This is a genomic window from Curtobacterium sp. S6 (assembly GCF_000710345.2).
In the GTDB taxonomy this organism is placed as follows: domain Bacteria; phylum Actinomycetota; class Actinomycetes; order Actinomycetales; family Micrococcaceae; genus Rothia.
Genome location: NZ_JHEL01000015.1, coordinates 1334250 through 1352737 on the forward strand (window position 1 = coordinate 1334250; position 18488 = coordinate 1352737).

Genomic DNA, 18488 nt, shown 5'->3' on the forward strand with positions numbered 1-18488 from the left:
ATTAACGCGGCCCGGGAATGCCGGGGTCCGTGGTTCGACTGTTCATGGGGCGGATTCAACTCGCCAGGCCCGTCTGCCACCCGAGCCGTGAAAATCTTACCTGGCGGTTGGATAATGGAAACATGACTACCACTAATGAACATCCCGTCGCGATGACGATCGCGGGCTCGGAAGCCACCGGAGGCGCCGGAGCCCTCGCCGACATCAAGACCTTTCAGGCGCTAGACGTCTCCGGCTGCCTCAGCCTGACGTGCATCGTCGCCTTCGATCCCCAGAACGACTGGGGGCACCGCGTCACGCCGATCGACCAGCAGACCCTCAAGAATCAGCTGGAGGTCAACACCGCGGTGTATGACCTGGACGCCGTCAAAATCGGCATGCTCGGTTCCCCGGAAACCATCCGCACCGTGGCGCAGGCCCTCCGCGAGGCCACGCCGAAGAACATCGTTCTGGACCCCGTGCTGATCTGCAAAGGCCAGGAGCCCGGAGCGGCCCTCGACACGGACGAAGCCCTCAAGGCCGAGATCCTTCCGCTGGCCGACTTCGTCACCCCCAACCACTTCGAGTCTCTCTCGCTCTCGGGCATGGACGAGATCTCGACCGTCGAGGATCTCAAGGAAGCCGCCCGCCGCATCCACGAGGTATCGGGTGCGGCCGTTTTGGCCAAGGGCGGTGTGCGGCTCGACGGGCCGGACGCGATCGACGTCTTCTACGACGGAACGACCCTCGAGGTGCTCTCGGCACCCAAGATCGGCGAGGTGGCCGTGGCGGGGGCCGGATGTTCGCTGGCCGCCGCGGTCACCGCGGAACTGGCCAAGGGGCGCACCCCGCTCGAGGCCGCGCGGAATGCCAAGCGCTTCGTGAGCGAAGGGATTGACCAGCGCATCACCTCCCACGCGCCGTTCGACGCGCTGCGTCAGGTCAATCAGGTCTCCTAGTCCTGCCCCCCCCAGCGCAAGACCCCACCACGCGGGATCGTGGTGGGGTCTTGCGTCGTCTTCCGCCGAATCAGCTGGACGGAGGAAAAACTATGGTCAGGAGGCGACCGACCGAAGGCTCGCCTCGGCCTCGAGAAGATCCTGACGATACGCCGCAACCGGCCTGCCCTCGGCGTCGAACGTGGCGCCCAAGCCGAGCTGGATGAAGGTTGTGGTGTGCTGGATCCTACGGTTCCGCTCGTCTTCGTCTTCGTTCTTGCCGCGGTCGGCTGCCGAGCTCAGCGAGCCGTGCACCAATTGCGCCAGTTCCGTGATGTCCGACTGGGCGAGGTACCCCTGATCAATGCACGCCCTGAGAATGCGCGTGAGAACCGCCTGAAGTTCGCCGACGTGATCGCCGAGCTTCTCGAAGGACTCGGGCGACAGGACCGACCGCATGGCGGGCCCCGGAGGGAGGTGCCGGCGGGACATATCCTCAATCTGCATGCGCACGTACACGGCCAGCTGGTCGATGGGGTTCACGACGCTCGTCAGTTCGGTCCGCAGATCGTTGATGAACCGCTCGGTCTCGTCCAGAGCGTATGCCACGAGGAGTTCGCCCATATCGGCAAAGTAGTTGTACACGGCGGTCCGGCCGATCCCCGCGTTCTTGGCGACGTGGGTCATGGTCAGGCCGGTGAGACCGCGGGTGTAGAGGAGTTCCCCAAAGGACTTGAGTATCGCGTTCTGGGTGTTCTCCCGCTGAGCGGCGTTTGAGGCGGCGGAAATACGAGGCATAATGACAGTATACGCAGGGGTGTCACCAAATGGTGACCATATGCGAAACGTCTCAGACTTCTGCCAGGGGGCGTTCAGCTCTCGATCTCGGCCCCGGCCTCCGCGTCCCGCCCGGCGGGCACGATCGCGGACGTGCATTCGTCCAAGTCCAGAATCCGCGCGTACATGATGGGACGGTGTTGCAGCGCGGTGCGCAACGCGCGATGCACTCCGTCTTCCAGGTAGAGCTGCCCGTTCCAGTGAACGACGTGAGGAAAAAGATCCCCATAGAAGGTGCTGTCCTCGCCAAAGAGGGTCGAGAGGTCCAGCATTCGTTGGGTCGTGATCAATCGGTCGAGTCTCACCTGGGTCGGGGCGAGGGTCCCCCATTCGCGCTGACTCGTAAATGAGTGCTCGGGATATGGCCGAGATTCACCCACCGCCTTGAAGATCATGACGTCCATGATAAACCCCCTCGGTCATCGAAAGAGTCATTCGTCACGTTTACACCCCGGGCCGCCTCCGCCTCGCGGACCGGCAGAACCACCAGCCGGCCCGTCCCCGGGTGACGGATCACGTCGATCGGCCACCCGTACACCTCGCTCAGGCGATCCGGGACCATCACCTCCTCCGGCGGGCCGTCGGCCGTCAGACGCCCCTCGGAGAAGAGGAGGATGCGGTCCGCGTACGCGGCCGCCAGGTCCAGGTCGTGCAGGACCACGATGATCCCGGCCCCGGCTTCGGTCAGGCGACGACACGTGCGCATCACGTGCTCCTGGTGCAGGATGTCCAGGGCCGCCGTGGGCTCGTCCAGCATCATCAGCGGCGCCCGCTGGGCCACGACTCGCGCGAGGTGCGCGCGAGCCGCCTCCCCACCGGAGAGGGTCGTGATGTCTCGGGCGGCGAGCCTCGCCACGTCCGTGACGTTCATGGCATCCAGGATCGAGGCCTCGTCCTCCGAACTCTCGGGCCGGCCCCGCCACGGCGTGCGCCCCATCTCGACGACCTCGCGCACGGCGTAGGGAAAACTGACCGAGGATTTCTGCAACAGCACGCTACGGCGCCGCGCGAGGTCGGGCACGGACCAGCGGCCGACCGCGCTGCCGTCGAACGTCACCGAGCCCCTGGACGGCCGGAGGTCTCCGGCCATCACCGAGAGCATCGTCGACTTCCCGGCCCCGTTAGGCCCGATCATGACCACCAGCTCCCCGGACTCCACGCGAAGCGAGACGTCGTGAAGGATCCGGCGGTCGCCGACGTCGTGGGTAACGTGTTCGATCTTTACGAGTTCCACGATTCACCTCCGCCGCGGTTTCTGCGTCGCAACAGGATAAAGAACGTCGGCCCGCCGGCGAGCGCCGTGAAGATCCCGATCGGCAGGTCGGCGAAGGCAACGAGGGTCCGTGCGGCAAGGTCGGCCCCGCCGATCAGCAGCGCCCCTCCCAGCACCGAAGCGGGAACCAGCACCCTGTTGGACGGACCCAGAATGAGGCGTAACACGTGCGGAACGATCAACCCGACGAAGGCGATGATGCCCGCGTGAGCGACGGCCGTTCCCGTGAGCAACGCCGTGTACGCGATGGCCGCCATCCGGAGGCGTTCGACGTTGATACCCGAGTGCGTCGCGGCCAATTCTCCCAACGCCAGGAGGTTGAGACGCCGTGCGATCGACAGGCAACCGATCAGGCCGATGAGCGTCGCGGGGACCGACGTCCCGACGGCCAGCCACGTCGCCCCGTTCAGGGAACCCATCTGCCAAAACACGATCTGATCACGGCCGGTGCTGTCCGCCATGAAGACCAGCATGGCGATCAGGGCGTTGGCCACCGCGGTCACGGCGATGCCGGTCAGGATCATGGAGACGACCCCGGATCGGCCATCCTTGCGGGACAGCCCATAGACCAGCGCCGTGGTCACGAGGGCCGCGATGAAGGCGGCCAAAGGCACCGTGAAGATGCCCGCCACGTGAATTCCCGTCACGATGGCAAGGCAGGCCCCCACCGCGGCCCCGGCCGAGATCCCGATGACGCCGGGTTCCGCCAGGGGATTGCCGAAGACGGCCTGCATCACGACCCCCGACGCTCCCAGGGAAGCCCCCACGAGAAGCCCCAGGGCAACCCGGGGGAAGCGAATGTTCCACAGCGTCGCATCGGCCAGCTGGTCCACCGTACCGCCGGTCGACCAGCCGATCTTGCGCAGCACGGCGCCGACGACCTGCGAGACGGGAATCTCGAACTGGCCCGTGGCCGCGGAGATCAACGAGATCACGATGACCCCCAGTCCCAGCGCGCCCAGGACGAGGGCCAGACGCCGTCGGGATCGGACGCCGCCCGCGCCGGATGACACGCCCCTCCTCACCACGCGGTTCACGGAGAGGCCGAAGCGGCGTGGTCGGGCGTCTGCCCCGAAGCCGCGGGAGCGTAGATCGCCTGGGCCAAGGACAACAGGACCGCGGGGGTGTTGGGGCCGAAGGAAAGGATCTGCCCGTCGGCCATATCGACGACGCGTTTCTTGCTGCCGGCGGTGGTCTCGGCGACGCCCGGGCGGGCGAGGAATCCGTCGAGGCCGCCCGTCGATTCAAGGCCTTTGGTCATGGCCAGGATGAGATCGGGATTGAGCTTGACCAGGGCCTCGCTCGTCGCCGGCTTGACGTCTTGGACGTGCTCCTTGCCGGCGACGTCGATGCCGTCCAGGGCCTGGATCAGACCGTCGGCACCGGAACCCTGGCCCAGGATGAAAAACACGCCCCCGTTGCCTCGGACGTAGAGAAAGGCCATCGCGACTTTCTTTTCGGGGTCTTTCGGAACCACCGAATGGATGGTCTGGCGCACCGAGTCCAACTCGTGCGAGACCCTTTCCGCGAGACGCTTGCCCGACTCGGGGACACCCAAGGCCTGGGCGACCTTCTCGATCTGGGGCACCACCTGGTCGATGGACCGGTCGGGGCTGAAATGCACCACGGTGATACCCGCCGAACGCAACTGCTCGGTCACCTCGAGGGGGCCGTTAGTCGTGTCCATGAGGACCGTGGTCGGGCGCAGTTCCAGGATCTTTTCGACGTTGAGGTCGTGACCGCTCTCCGTGACCAGCGGGAGGCCGGCGAGGCTGCTTTCGGTCGAGGAAGTCACCCGGCCCACGAGTTTCTCCCCCTGCCCCAAGCCGATGACGGTTTCCGCCAGGGTTCCGTAGAGATCCAGGGCCAACAGGCGCGAGGTGTCCTTCACGGTGACCTGAGTGCCCTGGTAGTCCGTCAGGTCCACGGGCAGTTGAGGTGTCTGGGGGTCGCTGATCGGCCTGACCTCGGGAACTGAGGCCGCGGTCGCCGGCCCCGTGATGGCCTTGGGGTCGGATACTGCGCTGGCGACCAGCGCCTTTTCTTGCTCCTCGAGCGGGGTCGAGGCGTGGGATGCGCTGCTCGAAGGCCGTGCCTGCGACGGTGCCCCGTTGCCCTGGCCGCAGGCGGCCAGCACGAGGACGAGGGTGAAGAGGAGTGCCACGAGGGTCGGAATCGACCACGGATGAGCCGCGTGATGATCGGAGATCTTCCGACGACAAGAGATGTTCATGGAGATTCGAACCGGTCTTTCGGTAGGACGCGTCACCGGGGAGCCCGTCAAATACGAACTCCCCGGTGACGCTCTGCCATCGATGATTGCTCGGGTATTCAGGCAGACGGCGGCCGAGATCCGCTCAGCCGAACCGTCTCCCCGAATCACCTAGGCGCTGTGGCTGCCCGAACGACGTCGGATGGCCACCACCGCGCCCGATCCCAGCGCCAAGATCGCCACGCCGAAGGCGACGATCGTGCCAGGAGAGGACACACCGGTTTCGGCCAGCTTCGCCGGAGCCGCAGCATGCTCGCATCCGGAGCCCTGCGCCGGGGTGGACGCACCGACTTCCCGGGCGGTCACGGAGGACTGGGTGGAGACCTCAGCGGCGCCAGCCTTGTCGGACAGATCGGCGGTGAACGAGATCGGGTCCATCGACTGGCCTTCGGGGTAGTTCTCCGCGAAGGCCAGCGACCCTGCCTTGCTCAAGGTGACGGCGGCCCCGTTGAGGGAGATCTTCCCGCCCTCCACGGTGAGGCTCGAGATGTCGACCGTCGCGAACTCGATCTCGCCGAACTGCTGGGCCACGCCGTCCATGTTGTTGGAGGTCACGGTGGCCATAAGCTTGCCCTGGCCGTTGGCGAAGACCAGCTTCACCCCGGAGATCTTGAGGTCGAGAAGCCCGTGATGGCCCGTGAACCTCAGCGAACCGGGGAAGCTCACGCTGCCCTGACCGTTCTCGTAATTTCCGAAGCCGTTGCTCCACGTGAAGTTCCCGTTGGAGTACGCGGTGCCATCGAGATCCCAGTGGCCCTTGGCGATGCCTCCGGCGATGTAGTTACGGAACGAGGACTTCACACCCCAGGTGAGGTTCGCCGCGGAGACGTTGCCGTGCTCGACGGTCGTGGCCCCCAACTGGTTGTCCTGTGCGGTTCCGCTCGACGGCGCTGCTGCGCTCGATGACGCCGAGGCGCCAGACGATCCCGTGGCACTCGACTCATGGCTGGCCTTCGCCTGGCCCGAGGAAGATGCCCCCTGATGCGCGGGCACCACCGGGAAGCACTGCATGTTCGCGTGGCCGGGGTTGGTGGAGTGCACCTGGGGCCGCGCATCCGGCGAAGGCTGAGCCTGAGTGTTCTCGGAGGCCTTGGGCGCCTCGGAGCGATCCGAGGGCCGAGGAGCTTCGCTGGGAGTCGGCGCAGGGGTCGTCTCGGACGGGGCCGGGGCCTTCTGATCCGGGGGCGGGCTTCTGATCCTTCTGGTCGGGCTTCGCGTCGTTCGAGGGCGCCGACGGAGACTCGTTGCTCGGGGCCGGGGCCGGCTTCGGATCCTCCACGGGCTTGGGCGAAGGAGCCTGATCCTTGACCGGTTCCGGGGTCACGGGATTCGGGTTCGGAGCGGGGGTCTCCGGGTTCGGCGCCGGAGCCGGGTTGGGCTTCGGAGTCTCCGGGTTCGGCTTCGGAGCGGGGGTCTCCGGGTTCGGCTTCGGAGCCGGGTTCGGCGCCGGAGTCTCCGGGTTCGGCTTCGGAGCGGGCGTCACGGGAGCCGGTGCGGGCTTCGGGGCCGGCGCGGGCTCGAGGTGAGCGGTGAAGTTCAGGGAATCCAAGACCGTACCGGCCTGGTAGAAGCCTCCGAAGACCTTCGAGCCGCCCTCGGCGAGCTCCACGGCGGCATCGGTCACGGAGAAATCGTCCCCGCTCATGGTGGCCTCGGAGAGATCGACCGTCGCCAACTCGACATTCGGGTATTGGTGCGGAGTTCCCTCCGTGTCGTTCGAGACGGCATCCGCGAGGAGAGTCCCCTTGCCATCCTTGATCTGAAGCCGCAGGTTCTCGATCTTCAGGTCCAGGGTCCCGTGATGGCCGGTGAAGTGGATCTGCCCTTGGTAGGAGACCAGCCCCGTCTTGGTCGAGGGGTTGTAGTTTCCGGTGGACTTCTTCCACGAGAAGATTCCGTCGTGGTCCTCAACCCCAGAGACCGTCCAGCTACCCCTGGCGATGGCGCCGCGAATGTATGTGCGGAACGATGCCTTGACGCCCCAGTCCAGCGTGCTGGAGGACACGACTCTGCTCGACGACTCCGAGGGAGCCGGCGGTATGGACGGCGCGGGCGCCGGGGTTGGTGCCGGAGCGGGTGCCGGAGCAGGAGCCGGAGCCGGCTCGGTCGTCTCGGACTTTGGCTGAAGCTTGCCCTCGAGCGTCACCGGGTCGAAAATCTGGCGGACCGAATATGGGGGCCCGAAGGCCTTCTGGCCCTCGGCCGTGAGGTTGGTCTGAGCGTTGGTCAGGCTCAGCACGCCGCCGTCGGTCTTCAGCGAGTCGGTCTTGACGGTAAAGATGGTCACGCGGCCCAGGTGTTGCATCTTGCCTTTGGCGCCCACCGCGTCGACCACGGCGGACAAGGACCCCTTGGACCCATTAAATTCCAGGGTGGGGTCCGTGATGGTGATGTCGAACGAGCTTCCGTGCGCCCTGAAACGGATCGACCCTTTCAGGCTGACCTCTCCCTTACCGTCGGCAAAGTGACCCGTCCCCTGAGACCAGATGAACTTGCCGTCCTTCCGCTCGACGCCGTTGACGGTGACGGATCCGCCCCCGAATTTTCCTTCGACGTACCTGACCAGAGAGGCCTTGACGCCCCAGTCCATGGTCACGTTCTCAAGGACCTGCTCGTTCGAGCCGGCGACGACGCCGGACTGCGCGGTTGGCTCGACGGAATACGCGGTCGCCGGTAAAGCCGCGACACCGGACAGGCCGATGACGGCGGCCGCCAGGACCGCTTGCGAACGCCTCGACGGAGATGAACTACTCATGTTTCCCCCACAAAAGTGATGATGTTCCTGAAGGACGAGTGACGGCGGCGTGGGCTATCCACGCTCATCCTCGTGACAATAAGATAAGGCAAGCCTTATTTCTTAATCAAGATCTGAAACATTGTTCCGTGACGCATTTGGTGACATGATGTCACCAACATTCGCGCCATCCGCCCTCAAGGCCCCGACCACTTTGGAGCACCCGCCATGAGCACTTCGCCCCTGCCCGACAACGCCACCGCAACGACCTCACCCGCACCCGAGACCTTCTCGCAGATCGTTCGAGCGACGACGGCCGAGCGGCACTCCGCCGCGGAACACTCCTCGTTCATGACCGACCTCATGAAAGGCGACCTCAACGCCGCCGCCTACACGCGCCTGCTGGCACAGTACGAGTTCATCTACGAGGCCTTGGAAACCGTCGCGGCCGAATTCCGCCGGGCGGGCCACCCCCTCACGCAGGCCTTCGACCACCCGGGGCTCGACCGCCTGGACTCCATCCGCGCCGACCTGAGGCAGCTGGCGGGCGAGGACCACGAGACCGAGCCCCTGCCCTCGACGGCGCGCTACGCGGATCGCATTCGAGCGACCGTCGACACCCCCGAACGCTTCTTGGCGCATCACTACCTGCGTTATCTCGGCGACCTCTCCGGCGGACAAGCCGTGGCGGCCCTCATGGCCCGCCACTACGAGGTCCCCAGCGAAGGCCTGAGCATGTACCGCTTCCCGGAGCTGCCGAAGCCCAAAGTCTTCAAGGACCAGTACCGGGTTCTGCTCGACGAAGCCCCGTTCACGCAGGAGCAGCGCGACGCTTTCCTCGAGGAAGCCATCGCGGGCTTCGACCTCAACGCCGAGGTCTTCGCCGACCTGGAAAAGGTCACCAGCCCCAGCGCCGCGAGCTGACCTCGCCCACGGGCTGAATCGGAACGCCGGCGCCGCCGGTCGTTAACGAAAAACGCCGCCCACTGCCTCCCCTTGAGGGGGGGGGCAGTGGGCGGCGTCGTAGCTACCCGGAACGCCAGGGCCTCGCTGGCGTCGCGGTTCTACTTGTTGGTGCGGGTAGTGAACATCGGTCCGGTCTCGGGAAGAGGAATCTCCCCGGTGCGCGGATGCGAGTCGGCGTCGGACTCACCCTCCGGAGCGACGGGCGCACGGTGACGTCCGTGGCGCTCCTCGGACTGCTCCGCCGAATCCGTTTCGGATACGGCGTCCTGCCGCGCCTGACCGGAAGCACCCTCGGAATCCTTCGACTCCGATTCATGCTCTTCCGTCTTAATGTCCTCGGTCTTACCGGACTCGGTCACGCTGGTCGCGAGGGCCTTCTCACGGACACACAGCAGCACGATGGCCGCCAAGATCCCGAGCGGAGCGATCCACAGGAAGATCGGGACGAGGGCATCGTTATACGACCCCACGACGATCCCCTTGATCGGCTCCGGCAGGCCGTTGACCAGCGCCGGGGTCAGCGAGTTGGACCCGCCACCCGTGGCCTTCATGGCCTGCGGAGGCATGCGCTCGGCGAGGTAATCCTTCAGACGCGAGGTGAACAGGCCACCGACCAGCGCCGAACCCATGGTGGCGCCGACCTGACGGAAGAAGTTGTTGGCCGCCGTCGCGGTACCGACCATGCTGATCGGGAAGGCGTTCTGAACGATCAGGGTCAGCAACTGCATCGACATACCCAAGCCCAGACCGATGACGGCCAGGCAGATGCAGATGATGTACGCCGGGGTGTCGACCTCGAGGTGGGACAGCAGGAACAGGCCGAGGGCCAGCAACAGGGATCCCACCACGGTGAAGGCCTTGTAACGGCCGATCTTGGACACGATGAATCCGACCGAAACGGACGTGATCAGCAGCATGCCCATCATGGGGATCATGAGCAGACCCGCCTGGGTCGCATCCACGCCCAGAACCATCTGCATGTAGGTCGGCATGTAGCCGACGGCACCGAACATGCCGATACCCATGCACAGGTTGGCGATCGTCGCGAGGTTAAAGTTGCGGTCCTTGAACAACGCGAGCGGCATGACCGGCTCGGTGACCTTGGCCTCGATCGGGATGAAGATGGCCACGCACACGACCACGGCGATCAACAGGCCGATGATCGTCGGGGAACCCCAGTCATACTGGTTGCCGCCCCAGGTCATGGCGAGAACCAAGCAGGCGGTTGCCGCGCCGAGGAACATCATGCCCAGCACGTCGACCTTGCGGCGTTCCTGCTGACGGGACTTGTTGGTGTGGGGAATCAGGAAAGCGGCAGCGCACAAAGCGATGATGCCGAGGGGGATATTCATCCAGAAGGCCCAGCGCCAGCCGGGGCCCTCGGTCAGCCAGCCGCCGAGCAACGGGCCCGCCACGGAGGAGAAGGCAAAGACACCCATCAGGGCGCCCATGTATTTACCGCGCTCACGAGCGGGAATCACGTCGGCGATGACGGACTGCGACAGAATCATGAGGCCACCACCGCCGAGGCCCTGCAGGCCACGGGAGATGATCAGGGTGGTCATGTCTTGGGCGAGCGCGCCGGTCACCGAACCGGCCATGAAGGCCAAGATCGCGAAGATCAGGAGGGGCTTACGCCCCCACAGGTCGCCGAGCTTGCCGTAGGCCGGCATCATGATCGTCGAGACCATGATGAACGCCGTAATAACCCAGCTCATGTGCTCCACGCCGTTGAGCTCGCCGACGATGGTCGGCAGCGACGGCGAGAGCACCGTCTGGTTCAGCGAGGACATGAGCATGATGATCATCAGGCCGATGAACAGCAGGGGAATGTTGGTATTGGGGGTGGGCTGGCCGTAGCCGCCCTTGGCCGCGGAGTGCGCCGAGTGCTGCGCACCGACGTCGGATGACGCGGGACCCGAGGTCGCACTCCCTGCGTCGTTCGAGCCACGCCCAATGGCGTGACGCGGGGAATAAGTGGTACTCAACGAGGCTCCTTGACGATAGTGGAAAACAAAGTAACGGTGCTCTTGATGGCGGCGGGCAATTCCTCACGGGTGGAACGCGCCCCGAATTCGAGGTAACGGAGCACGGCCGTCGACATCAGCACGACGGCGCGGATGCGTTCCTCTTGTTCTGGCTCGGGCTCGGATTCCGGATCCGCCCGCGGCACAAACTCGCCCGAGGCTTGATACGTCGGCCAGTCCAGGCCGAGCAGGAAATCCTTGAGCTCTTGCTCGCAGCGCAACAGGTGAATTTTCATCCGCTGACGAATCTCTTCATGGTCGTTGACCAGTTCCCGCGAGACATCCTCGACATCCCCGGCAAACGAGTCATACACCACGCGGGAGAGCAACTGGGCGGCCTGTGCGAGGAGACCGTCCGAGCTGTCCGCCGGGATCGAGGAGAGGATCTCCTCGGTCATCTCCGGAGGACGCAGCCCCATGACGGCGTCCTCCTTGGTCGCGAAGTAATTGAAGAAGGTGCGCGGCGAGACGCCCGCCTCTTCGGCAATCAGCTCCGCGGTGGTCTGCTTAACCCCGCGTTCGGTCGCGAGCCTTCGGGCGGCGGCATGGATAGCGTTCCACGTCCGCACCCGGCGTCGTTCCCTGAGGGATGGTTCAGATGTTTGCACCCATGCATCTTATGCAGTTCTGCAAAAAGTGCACAACTGCAGAACTTGTGCGATTCGTCTCATTTAGTTTGGGTAGCTATACATAGGCTCCCGGAAGAGACGACGAACGGCCGGTGCCCACCCTGGGATCGGGTGGGCACCGGCCGTTCGTACAGCGAAGGCCCGGGCCGCTAGGAGCCGGCCACGGCCTTCTCCGCGGGACGCAGTGACTGTCCGCCCGCGGGAGCATCCGCCTCTTGGGTGAGGTCTCGTGCCTCGGTATCGGCGGTCGAGGGCATGCCCTCGTACGCGCCGCGATACGTGGCGGCGGGGTGTGCCTGGTCGATCTCCGTCCGGCCCTCGCCGAAGAGGTTCTCGCGGAAGGTCGACCCTTCGTAGGAGGTGCGGTAGCGCCCGCGCTTCTGCAACTCGGGGACCACGAACTCGACGAAGTCCTCGAAGGAGCCCGGCGTGACGTGGTAGGCGAGGTTGATGCCGTCCAAACCGCCCTCGTCGATCCAGCGTTCCAGCTCGTCGGCCACCTTTTCCGGGCCCCCGACGATCACGTCGCCCATGCCGCCGATCGCGCAGTGCTTGGCGATCTCCTCGCGCGTCCACTCCTTGTCCTTGGACTGGAGCGTGAAGGGGGTCAGGAACGACTGGATCGAGTCGGTCTTGACGTAGTTCAAGACCTCGTCCTCGTCGAACTGGGAGAGGTCTAGCCCGGACCAACCGCCGATGATCGCCTGCGAGGTTTCGGTGGACACGTACTGGAGGTAATCCTCGTACTTGGCCTGGGCCTTCTCGTCAGTTTCGTCGACGATCACGGACAGCATCGCAAAGATTTTGACGTCGTCACGGTCGCGGCCGGCGGCTTCGGCCTCGTCGCGGATCTTATCGGTCATGAAACGCGTCAGGTCGGGCCGCAGGCCGCCCACGAACACGGCCTCCGCGTGGCGGCCGGCGAAGGCCTGCCCCCGAGATGAGGCGCCGGCCTGGAAGATCACGGGGGTTCGCTGCGGCGACGGGGCCGTCAGGGACGCGCCCGGAACCGAAAAGTACTTCCCCTGATGCTGAATCGGATGGACCTTGGCGGGGTCCGCGTACACGCCGGCCTCACGGTCGGCGACGACGGCGTCGTCCTCCCACGAGCCCTCCCACAGCTTGTAGCAAACGTCGAGGAACTCCTCGGCGATCTCGTAGCGGGTATCGTGTACGATCTGCCGCGGAAGCCCCTGGTTCTCCGCGGCGGACGGAAGATACGAGGTAACCACGTTGAAACCGACGCGGCCCTTGGTGAGGTGATCGAGCGTCGCGAACTTCCGGGCCAGGGTGTAGGGCTGCTCGTAGGTCACGGCGCTCGTGACGCCGAAGCCGAGGTGCTCGGTTACGGCCGCCATCGCGGAAATCTGCATGAAAGGGTCGTTGACCGGAACCTGCGCGCCGCCCCGGATGGAGGGCGCCGCGGAGTTGCGATAGATGTCGTAGATGCCCACGACATCGGCCAGGAACACGCCATCGAAGAGCCCCTTCTCGAGGGTCTTGGCGAGGTCCGTCCAATACTCCAGGGTGTTGTACTCGGTGGCCCGCGAGCGCGGGTGCCGCCAAAGGTCGAAGCTCTGGTGGCCCACGCACGTCATATCGAAGGCGTTGATTGCGATGCGCTTCTTATCCGACATCGGGAGTCCTTTCGGTGCCTGGATCGTCTCCATGGTCTCCGCGTGCCCGAGCCTTGCGCCCAACTCCCCGGTGTCGGGATGGATCGACGCAAACATTCACACGGTGGCGCCGATTAACGCGCCGTACTTGCTGTGCCGCCTGAGTTGTAAGGCCGACGGAGCCCGATCATCATCTGGGGCACCCCGCTACGGGAGAGGGTTGCCGCCCAACCAGCCAGAGCTTTGCGTTGGGTCTCTTGATCTTCGCGGTCCAGCTTAGGGGCGTGTGAAGGCCTCAACCAGAAGATGTGGGACTGTTACCGACGTTGCGCCGTGTGACAACCGGCCTCAGAGTCTCCTACGCTCCGCGGAAGCGCGGGGGGCGTTTCTCTTGGAAGGCCGTGAAGCCTTCGGCGTAGTCCTCGGTCGAGCACAGCCTCGCCTGCTCGCCGGATTCGGCGGCCATCGACTCCCACAGCCCGGCCTTTCCGTCGCGCAGCTGAGCCACCAGCGCCTTCGAGGCCATGTACGCCTGGGTCGCGCCGCGAGCCACGCGGTTCACCCGCTCCATCGTGAAGTCGAGCAACTCGTCGGGGCCCACCGACCGTGAGAACAGCCCGGCGGTGACGGCTTCGGCGCCGCTCATCATCTCGCCGGTGTAGATCAGATCGAGGGTTCGGTGCGCGCCGAGGCGCTCGTAGAACAGGGCGTGCCCGCCCGAATCGAGGGTCGCGCCGAGGTTCGCGAAGGGCGATCCGACCTTGGCGTTCTCGGCGACGTAGACGACGTCGGTCGCGATTGCCAAGCCTAGGCCGACCCCGAGGCAGGCCCCATGAACCGCGGCGAAGGTCGGCGCCGGAAAGGCAGCCATCTGGCGAAAAAGCGACATAGCGCGCTGGCCGAGGTAGGCGTCGACGTCGTCGTGAGCGGGGTCCACGGCGGAAATATCTCGGCCCGCGCAGAAACCCCTGCCCTCGCCGCGAAGCACCAGCGCCCGCACGTCGGCGCGTTCGGCCTTCAGGTATGCCTCGGACAGTTCCCCGAGATCGTCCGCGTTCAGGGCATTGAGCTTGGCGGGTGCGTTCAGCACCACCTCGGCAATATCGTTCGAAATGGTCAGGTCGATCACGGGGGATCCTTCCGGAAGCGTGGTGGTTTAGGCGTCGTAGTCGACTTCGAGGCCATCGCCGGTGGGTCGGGTTTGGCAGGTCAGCACATAACCGGCCTCGACCTCGTCTTTTTCGAGGGCGAAGTTCTCCTCCATCGTGAAGTCGCCGCGGACGACTTTCGCGCGGCACGTTCCGCAGACGCCCCCGGCGCACGCGAACGGGACGTCCGGGCGCACGCGCAGGGCCGCGTTGAGCACGGTCTCCTGGGCGTCTTGGGGCGTGTCCACGGTTCCGGTATTGCCGTCGAGGGTGAAGGTGATCTGGAAATTCTTGCCCGCGGGGTCGGCCTTGACCTCTCGACCGCTCTGACCGGCGGGCTTCTCGGGCCTTCCGGTCGTGAAGAGCTCGAAGCGGACCGAGTCCTCGGAGACCTTCCGCTCCCCCAGGGCGTCCCGGCACAGCTGAACCAGCTCGAACGGCCCGCACAGGAACCATTCGTCGACCGTGTCGACCTGGATCACGCGATCCAACAGTTCCTCGAGCTTCTCGGGGTCGATCCTGCCGGACATCAACGGGGAAATCCGTTGCTCCCGCGAGAGTACGTGGTGAACCGCGAAGCGGGCCGGGTACTTGTCTTTGAGGTCCCCTAGCTCCTCGGCGAACATCACGTCCATGGCGGAACGGTTCGCGTACACCAGGTCGAAGGTCGTGCTCGGCGAGGCCGCGAGGAGCGAGCGCGCGATCGCCATGATCGGGGTGATGCCCGAGCCGGCGGCGACGGCCACGACGTGCGCATTCGGCGCCTTGCTCACCTCTTGACGGGCCACCTGTTCCGGGTGGTTCATCGAGGTCAGGCGCGTGGACTTGGAGGTGAACGCACCCTGCGGGTTCATGACCTCGAGCTCGTCGCCGACCGTCAGCTGCTCATTGGCCCAGGTGGAAAACGTTCCGCCCATGTCCTTCTTGATCGCGACGCGGATCTCCCCCGGTCGGGGTTCGGCACAGATCGAGTACGACCGGCGCACCTCGCGGCCGTCGATCTCGGCCCGCAGTGCCACGTATTGCCCGGGCAGGTAGTCGTAATCCTCCACCAGGTCCGTCGGAACGCCGAAGGTGACCTCGACGGATTCCTGGGTCAGCTTGCGCACCCCGGTCACGGGCAGGCGGTTGAAGGTGGCCCGGCGGCGTCCGCTCGGGACGGCGTCGCCGTCGGTGGGTGCCGGGGTCTGGGCGGTGGGGGCATTGCTCATGTCAGTGAACCTTGAAGTAGTCGAAGGGCTCGAGGCACTCGGAACAGACCCAGAGGGCCTTGCACGAGGTCGATCCGAAGCGGGTCATCTCGCGGGTCTTGAGGGACCCGCAGTGGGGGCATTTGACCGAGAGAGTCAGCCGGACCGGACCACCGTTATGGCCCGGGGCGGTGTTTCCGCTCGGTGGCGCGATGCCGTATTCGGCGAGCTTGTCGCGGCCCGCAGGGCTCATCCAGTCCGTGGTCCACGCGGGTCGCAGGACTTTTTCCACGCGCACCGATCCGTAACCCGCGGCGGTCGCGACGGCCACGACGTCGTCGGCCATGGTGTCCATCGCGGGGCATCCGGAATAGGTCGGGGTGATCACGACGACGGCCTCCGCCCCCTCGACGTAGGCGTCCCGCAGGACCCCCAAGTCGGAAAGGGTCAAGACCGGGATCTCGGGATCGCACACGGTCGCCGCGAGGTCCCACAGGGCGGCGTCCGCGGGCGCCTCGGGGCGGCGGGACGGGCCCAGCGGCAGCGGCCGGGCGAGGCCGGCGGCGTCGCGGTCCGGGGCGGTGTGGACGGTGGTGTTCACGGTCATCACCAGGTTGCGCCGGGGTGTTGCCTGGCCAGCGACTGCATCTCCGCCAGGATGTATCCGCGGTACTCGGAGTACGCTCCGTCGCGCAGCTCGGGGGAAAGCCGCGCTTGGGCGACCTCCGGAACATCCAGCTCGGCCTCGGCCAGGACGGCCTCGATCGAACGCATGGTCGGTTCTTTGAGGCTCGAGGGGCGAACCGCCACGCCGTCGAGCCGGTCGAGGAGATCGTCGTCCGTGAAGAGTTCTTCGATGTAGGGCCACATGTACGTCAGCCCTTCCCCGACGCGTCGCTTGGATTCGTCGGTGCCCAAGCCCAGACGAAGGATCCACTGCGAGGCATGGTCGACGTGGTATTCGACCTCCTTGACGGCCTTATCCGCGATGGCCGCGAGCGTCGAGTCGGTCGACCGCTGCAACGCGGTGTACAGGTGGTACTGGTACATCGAGAAGATCAGCTGGCGCGCGATCGTCTGCCCGAAGTCACCGTTTTCCTGCTCGACCAGGCGGCAGGACCGGAACTCCTCTTCCGTTCGGAAATACGCGAGGTCGTCCTCGCTCTTTCCCCAGGCCGAACCGGCATAGGTCAGCAGGAATCGGGCATGTCCCATGAGGTCCAGCGCGATGTTGGACATCGCGATGTCCTCCTCGAGTTCCGGAGCGCGGGCGATCCACCAACCGAGACGCTGGGAGAGCATGAGGGCGTCGTCGCCCAAGCGCAGGGCGTACTCAGCCACGGGTTCGGGCGCCGTGGCCCCGGACGAGGCGATCTCTTCGGCGCTGATGGATTCTCCGGCGCTGATCTTGGTGGCCGACTCGTGGGAAGCAAAGGCACTCACAGGTGTTTCACCCCTTCGGACTTGGTGTAATACGTCGCGTGGCGGTAAGCCTTGCCCTGTGCCGACTCGAAATAGCCGCCCTTGGAATCCGGATCCGACGCCGTGATGGCATCGGCCTCGACGACCCACACGCTCGTTCCTTCGTTGCGGCGGGTGTATAGATCCCGAGCGTTGCGCACGGCCATGGTCGCGTCCGGGGCGTGCAGGGAGCCCGCATGAACGTGAGACAACCCGCGGGAGGATCGAACGAAGACCTCCCAGAGCGGCCACGCGTGAGCTTGGTGGTTTTCGGTGTTCTCGCTCATGCGGTCGCTCCGATCAGTTGGGCCGCGGGGCGCGGCCGGTCGGTGGATGATTCGTTCTGATGCGTGGCCGAGGCCATCGCCTGGCGCTCGGCGTAGGCGGCGGCCGCCTCGCGCACCCAGGCGCCGTTCTCGTGCGCTTCGCGCCGGCGCTTCATGCGCTGGACGCTGCAGGGGCCGCGGCCCTTGATGACGGACATGAACTCCTCCCAGTCGAGCTCGCCGTAGTCGTAGTGGCCGCGCTCCTCGTTCCACGCCAGATCGGGATCCGGCAGGCTCAGCCCCAGGGCCTCGGCCTGCGGGACGATCATGTCCACGAAACGCTGGCGGAGCTCGTCATTAGAAAAACGCTTGATATTCCAGGCCATCGACTGTTGCGAGTTCGGCGAGTCTCCGTCCGGGGGCCCGAACATTTGCAGGGCCGGCCCGTAGAAACGATTGACGGCCTCCTGAGCCATCTTCTTCTGGGCCTCGGTCCCGTGGGAGAGCTCGTAGAGAATCTCCCAGCCCTGCCGCTGATGGAAGGATTCTTCCTTGCAGATGCGGACCATCGCGCGGCCGTAGGGACCGTAGGAGGCCCGGCACAAGGGCACCTGATTGCAGATCGCCGCGCCGTCCACGAGCCACCCGATGGCACCCATATCCGCCCAGGTCCGGGCGGGGTAATTAAAGATCGAGGAGTACTTGGCGCGGCCACTGAGCAATTGCTCGTTGAGCTCGGAGCGCGGCGTCCCGAGGGTCTCCGCCGCGGAATAGAGGTACAGGCCGTGACCCGCCTCGTCTTGAACCTTGGCCATGAGGATCGACTTGCGCTTGAGGCTCGGGGCCCGGGTGATCCAATTGGCCTCGGGCTGCATACCGATGATTTCGGAGTGGGCGTGCTGCGAGACCTGGCGGGTCAGCGTCTTGCGATAGTCCGCGGGCATCCAATCGCGGGGTTCCACGCGGGAATCCTCCGCGATCAGGGCGTCGAAGTGTTCCTGTCCCTGGGCGACGGCGTCGTCTGTGGTGGTCATGACGTCCCTCCAAATGAATAATTACCGAACGTTCGTTCAGGATATCGGCAGGACATGTGGCCGTCAACACAACATCCCCATTTGACAGAGGGTGCCCATTAACGATTCCCTACTGACC

At 65.5% G+C, this 18488-nt stretch carries 18 protein-coding genes and 1 riboswitch; of the genes, 2 read left to right on the forward strand and 16 right to left on the reverse strand.

Annotated elements, in window-relative coordinates:
* The first annotated feature begins 122 nt into the window (after window positions 1-122).
* Entirely contained in the window at window positions 123-938 is an 816-nt protein-coding gene (locus CURSPS6_RS08305) for a hydroxymethylpyrimidine/phosphomethylpyrimidine kinase (protein ID WP_030015485.1), read from the forward strand.
* A gap of 96 nt (window positions 939-1034) precedes the next feature.
* Here CURSPS6_RS08305 and CURSPS6_RS08310 read toward each other — a convergent pair whose 3' ends face one another.
* The 7 genes from CURSPS6_RS08310 to CURSPS6_RS12880 all read right to left on the reverse strand — a co-directional run bounded on the left by CURSPS6_RS08310 (window position 1035) and on the right by CURSPS6_RS12880 (window position 8054).
* The gene (locus tag CURSPS6_RS08310) at window positions 1035-1715 is read right to left on the reverse strand and encodes a TetR/AcrR family transcriptional regulator (RefSeq protein ID WP_030015486.1); all 681 of its coding nucleotides are present in this window, start codon (window positions 1713-1715) and stop codon (window positions 1035-1037) included.
* A 74-nt stretch (window positions 1716-1789) separates the two neighbouring features.
* Window positions 1790-2149 (reverse strand): type II toxin-antitoxin system VapB family antitoxin, encoded by a 360-nt coding sequence (locus tag CURSPS6_RS08315; protein WP_030015487.1) that lies wholly within the window; start codon window positions 2147-2149, stop codon window positions 1790-1792.
* Window positions 2146-2988 (reverse strand): heme ABC transporter ATP-binding protein, encoded by an 843-nt coding sequence (locus tag CURSPS6_RS08320; protein WP_235503700.1) that lies wholly within the window; start codon window positions 2986-2988, stop codon window positions 2146-2148. The genes CURSPS6_RS08315 and CURSPS6_RS08320 overlap by 4 nt, the downstream gene beginning before the upstream one ends.
* Window positions 2976-4040, reverse strand: a complete 1065-nt coding sequence (locus tag CURSPS6_RS08325; protein ID WP_030015489.1) for a FecCD family ABC transporter permease — start codon at window positions 4038-4040, stop codon at window positions 2976-2978. Before CURSPS6_RS08325 ends, CURSPS6_RS08320 begins: the two co-directional genes overlap by 13 nt.
* A gap of 20 nt (window positions 4041-4060) precedes the next feature.
* A complete protein-coding gene (locus CURSPS6_RS08330) occupies window positions 4061-5260 on the reverse strand; it encodes a heme/hemin ABC transporter substrate-binding protein (protein ID WP_082470247.1) in 1200 nt (399 codons plus the stop codon).
* A gap of 150 nt (window positions 5261-5410) precedes the next feature.
* On the reverse strand, window positions 5411-6157 hold the full coding sequence (locus CURSPS6_RS08335; protein ID WP_030015492.1) for an HtaA domain-containing protein: 747 nt from the start codon (window positions 6155-6157) through the stop codon (window positions 5411-5413).
* An 82-nt stretch (window positions 6158-6239) separates the two neighbouring features.
* A complete protein-coding gene (locus CURSPS6_RS12880) occupies window positions 6240-8054 on the reverse strand; it encodes an HtaA domain-containing protein (protein WP_030015493.1) in 1815 nt (604 codons plus the stop codon).
* Between the two features lie 207 nt (window positions 8055-8261).
* Here CURSPS6_RS12880 and CURSPS6_RS08345 point away from each other — a divergent pair, with 207 nt between their 5' ends.
* Complete coding sequence (locus tag CURSPS6_RS08345) at window positions 8262-8957, forward strand: heme oxygenase (biliverdin-producing) (RefSeq protein ID WP_051687758.1); 696 nt, start codon at window positions 8262-8264, stop codon at window positions 8955-8957.
* 140 nt (window positions 8958-9097) lie between these two features.
* Here the strand turns inward: CURSPS6_RS08345 and CURSPS6_RS08350 are convergent, their stop codons facing one another.
* The 9 genes from CURSPS6_RS08350 to paaA all read right to left on the reverse strand — a co-directional run bounded on the left by CURSPS6_RS08350 (window position 9098) and on the right by paaA (window position 18370).
* On the reverse strand, window positions 9098-10831 hold the full coding sequence (locus CURSPS6_RS08350) for a DHA2 family efflux MFS transporter permease subunit (RefSeq protein ID WP_235503740.1): 1734 nt from the start codon (window positions 10829-10831) through the stop codon (window positions 9098-9100).
* Between the two features lie 152 nt (window positions 10832-10983).
* Complete coding sequence (locus CURSPS6_RS08355; protein ID WP_030015498.1) at window positions 10984-11634, reverse strand: TetR/AcrR family transcriptional regulator; 651 nt, start codon at window positions 11632-11634, stop codon at window positions 10984-10986.
* A 170-nt stretch (window positions 11635-11804) separates the two neighbouring features.
* Window positions 11805-13292, reverse strand: coding sequence for an LLM class flavin-dependent oxidoreductase (locus tag CURSPS6_RS08360; protein ID WP_082470376.1), 1488 nt, complete (start codon window positions 13290-13292; stop codon window positions 11805-11807).
* Between the two features lie 118 nt (window positions 13293-13410).
* Window positions 13411-13534: riboswitch (SAM riboswitch) on the reverse strand.
* A gap of 95 nt (window positions 13535-13629) precedes the next feature.
* Window positions 13630-14400 (reverse strand): enoyl-CoA hydratase/isomerase family protein, encoded by a 771-nt coding sequence (locus tag CURSPS6_RS08365; RefSeq protein ID WP_030015501.1) that lies wholly within the window; start codon window positions 14398-14400, stop codon window positions 13630-13632.
* A 27-nt stretch (window positions 14401-14427) separates the two neighbouring features.
* Window positions 14428-15630, reverse strand: coding sequence for a 1,2-phenylacetyl-CoA epoxidase subunit PaaE (gene paaE, locus CURSPS6_RS08370; RefSeq protein WP_030015502.1), 1203 nt, complete (start codon window positions 15628-15630; stop codon window positions 14428-14430).
* 1 nt (window position 15631) lies between these two features.
* Window positions 15632-16153, reverse strand: coding sequence for a 1,2-phenylacetyl-CoA epoxidase subunit PaaD (gene paaD / locus CURSPS6_RS08375; RefSeq protein WP_035810892.1), 522 nt, complete (start codon window positions 16151-16153; stop codon window positions 15632-15634).
* 62 nt (window positions 16154-16215) lie between these two features.
* Window positions 16216-17052: a 1,2-phenylacetyl-CoA epoxidase subunit PaaC gene (paaC, locus tag CURSPS6_RS08380; protein ID WP_030015505.1), complete on the reverse strand. Its 837-nt coding sequence runs from the start codon at window positions 17050-17052 to the stop codon at window positions 16216-16218.
* A complete protein-coding gene (paaB, locus tag CURSPS6_RS08385; RefSeq protein ID WP_030015506.1) occupies window positions 17049-17357 on the reverse strand; it encodes a 1,2-phenylacetyl-CoA epoxidase subunit PaaB in 309 nt (102 codons plus the stop codon). Before paaB ends, paaC begins: the two co-directional genes overlap by 4 nt.
* Window positions 17354-18370, reverse strand: coding sequence for a 1,2-phenylacetyl-CoA epoxidase subunit PaaA (paaA, locus tag CURSPS6_RS08390; RefSeq protein WP_030015507.1), 1017 nt, complete (start codon window positions 18368-18370; stop codon window positions 17354-17356). The genes paaB and paaA overlap by 4 nt, the downstream gene beginning before the upstream one ends.
* Window positions 18371-18488 lie beyond the last annotated feature (118 nt).